Genomic DNA, 1,973 nt, shown 5'->3' with positions numbered 1-1,973 from the left:
CCTTTGCATTTGTCGCAGACCTTGTCTGTGGGGAGTACGCAATGAACCGTTCCCGTTTGCTGATGAGCCTGGGCCTGTGTGCCGGGCTGGCCGCGTGCAGCTCTGCGCAGGTGGCCAACAAGGAAGCCGCCGACCTGATTGATCAGGGCCAGTACGAGGCGGGGCTGGCCCGGATCGAGGAAGGTCTGCGCGAGAACCCTCGCGACACCGAATTGCACCTGCTGCTTAACAGCGGCCGCGCCAAAGCGATCACGGCATTGCTGACCGCCGGCGACACCGACCGCTCGCGCCGCGACTTTGCTTCGGCGCGCACCGCTTACATGCGCGTGCTGACCATCGAACCGAACAACCGCCGCGCTCAGGATGCCCTCAAGCAGCTGGAATATTTGCGCACCATGGACGAAAAACTCGAGCTGGCCCGTGGTGACCTGCGTCGCGGCGACATCTACGGCGCGGATCGTCAGGTCAAACAGATCCTCGAACTCGACCCGGCCAACGCAGGCGCGCTGGAGCTGCAAGGCAACATTCGCCTGGTGCAGAGCCGCAACGTGATTGCCTACCCGCAACTGCGCACCAAGCTCGATCGCCCGGTCACCCTGGAATTTCGTGACGCCAACCTGAAGACCATTTTCGAAGTGCTGTCGCAGGTCGCCGGGCTGAATTTCATCTTCGACAAAGACCTGCGCCCGGACATGAAGGCGACGATTTTCGTGCGTGACGTGCGCATCGAAGACGCCGTGACCCTGCTGCTGCAACAGAACCAGTTGCACCAGAAAGTGGTGAACGAAAACACCTTGCTGATCTACCCGGATTCGCCACAGAAAGTGAAGGATTACCAGGAACTGGTGATGCGCACCTTCTACCTGACCAGCATCGACGCCAACACCGCGCTGAATATGGTGAAAACCATGCTCAAGACCCGCGACGTGTTCGTCGACGAACGCCTCAACACCCTGACCATGCGCGACACCGAAGACGCGATCCGCATGGCGGAAAAGCTCCTGCAATCGCAAGACCAGTCCAACCCCGAAGTGGTGCTCGAAGTCGAGGTCATGGAAGTGGCCACTCAGCGCATTCTCGACCTCGGCCTGCAATGGCCGAGCACCTTCGGTGTGGTCAACAGCGATGGTTCGCCGGTCACGCTGCTCGGGCAACTCAAGGGCATCAACTCCGACCGCATCTCCATCGGCCCATCGCCGCAGGCCAAGATCAACGCGCAGGACAACGACATCAACACCCTCGCCAGTCCGGTGATTCGCGTCAGCAACCGCGAACAGGCGCGCATTCACATTGGTCAGCGCGTGCCGATCATCAGCGCGACCTCGGTGCCGTCGACACAGGGGCCGGTGATCACCGAAAGCGTGACCTATCTGGATGTCGGTCTGAAGCTCGAAGTGACCCCCACCGTGCACCTGAACAACGAAGTGGCGATCAAGATTGCCCTGGAAGTGAGTAACGCCACGCCGCTGGAGCCGACCCGCCAGGGCACGATCCCGGTGCAGGTCGACACCCGCAATGCGCAAACCTCGCTGCGTCTGCACGACGGCGAAACGCAGATCCTTGCCGGGCTGGTGCGCAACGACCACGGCGCGACCGGCAACAAGATTCCCGGCCTCGGCGATATTCCCGGGCTGGGCCGCTTGTTCGGCAGCAACAAAGACACCATCGGCAAATCGGAACTGGTGCTGTCGATCACCCCGCGGATCGTGCGCAACCTGCCGTACCAGAGCCCGTCGGACATGGAGTTCTCCACCGGCACCGAAACCAGCATGCACATCCAGGCACCGGATCGTTCACAGAGCTACGTGATGCCATCGCCTGCCGCGCAGCCGCGTGCCGTCGGTGAATCGGCCGTGGCCACCACCCGCGTCACTGTCGAGAAGCCTTGATCATGACCGCCTCCCAGCGCGGTTTTACCTTGATCGAAGTCGTGGTGACGCTGGCCCTGATCGGCCTGTTGGCGAGCATGGCCG

The 1,973-nt window shown here is 61.9% G+C and carries 2 protein-coding genes; both read left to right on the top strand.

What is annotated here, in order from left to right:
- Positions 1–41 precede the first annotated feature (41 nt).
- Complete coding sequence (locus DBR24_RS21470; RefSeq protein ID WP_123463234.1) at positions 42–1,889, top strand: secretin N-terminal domain-containing protein; 1,848 nt, start codon at positions 42–44, stop codon at positions 1,887–1,889.
- 2 nt (positions 1,890–1,891) lie between these two features.
- The coding region (locus DBR24_RS33170; RefSeq protein ID WP_256591717.1) for a prepilin-type N-terminal cleavage/methylation domain-containing protein at positions 1,892–1,973 on the top strand (82 nt) is incomplete at its 3' end.

The organism is Pseudomonas sp. HMWF006 (assembly GCF_003061205.1).
GTDB classification, from domain to species: Bacteria; Pseudomonadota; Gammaproteobacteria; order Pseudomonadales; family Pseudomonadaceae; genus Aquipseudomonas; species Aquipseudomonas monsensis.
The sequence above is the reverse complement of the archived record's forward strand: the minus strand, read 5'-3'. Positions and strand labels throughout refer to the sequence as shown.

Excerpts from the sequence above, each read along its gene's own strand:
- DBR24_RS21470 (WP_123463234.1), top strand. The coding sequence starts at position 42 with ATGAACCGTTCCCGTTTGCTGATGAGCCTGGGCCTGTGTGCCGGGCTG.